The organism is Lutimonas saemankumensis, from assembly GCF_020171465.1.
Lineage (GTDB): Bacteria > Bacteroidota > Bacteroidia > Flavobacteriales > Flavobacteriaceae > Lutimonas > Lutimonas saemankumensis.
The window spans coordinates 1-749 of the sequence record NZ_JAIUZR010000010.1; the positions used below are offsets into that span (position 1 = coordinate 1).

A 749-nucleotide genomic window follows, 5' to 3' on the forward strand; every position below is an offset into this window, starting at 1 on the left:
TGTGCCGGTACGATCACAGGAACAACGACAGATCCGCTTACCTATAATACACAAGGAACCTTTACAATCACATGGACTTTTGATGATGGTAATGGTAATAGTGTGGATGTAGATCAGACCGTGATCGTTGATGATGTAACTGCACCGGTTGCACCAGTATTGGCTAATGTAACAGGAGAGTGTTCAGCAACAGCGGTAGCACCAACTACGACAGATGCATGTGCAGGTACGATCACAGGAACAACGACAGATCCACTTAGCTATAATACACAAGGAACCTTTACAATCACATGGACTTTTGATGATGGTAATGGAAACAGTGTTGATGTAGATCAGACAGTAATAGTAAATGATACAACTGCACCTGTTACACCGACATTATCACCGGTAACGGTTGATTGTGATGGCGTGTTGACAGCACCGACCACGACGGATGCATGTGCCGGTACGATCACAGGAACCACGACAGATGTACTGAACTTTGTAGAGGGTGGTAGTACGAACATTACCTGGACCTTTGATGATGGTAATGGAAACACGACTACAGCAGTACAGGTTTATAACTATGATGATACGACAGCACCTGTTACACCTACATTATCACCGGTAACGGTTGATTGTGATGGTGTATTGACCGCACCGACCACGACGGATGCATGTGCCGGTACGATCACAGGAACCACGACAGATGTACTGAACTTTGTAGAAGGCGGTAGTACGAACATTACCTGGACCTTTGATGATGGTAA

At 45.3% G+C, this 749-nt stretch carries 1 protein-coding gene; it reads left to right on the forward strand.

All coding sequences use genetic code 11. From position 1 onward, the window contains the following. The coding region (locus tag LCM02_RS15890; RefSeq protein WP_394369952.1) for a PKD domain-containing protein at nucleotides 1–749 on the forward strand (749 nt) is incomplete at both ends.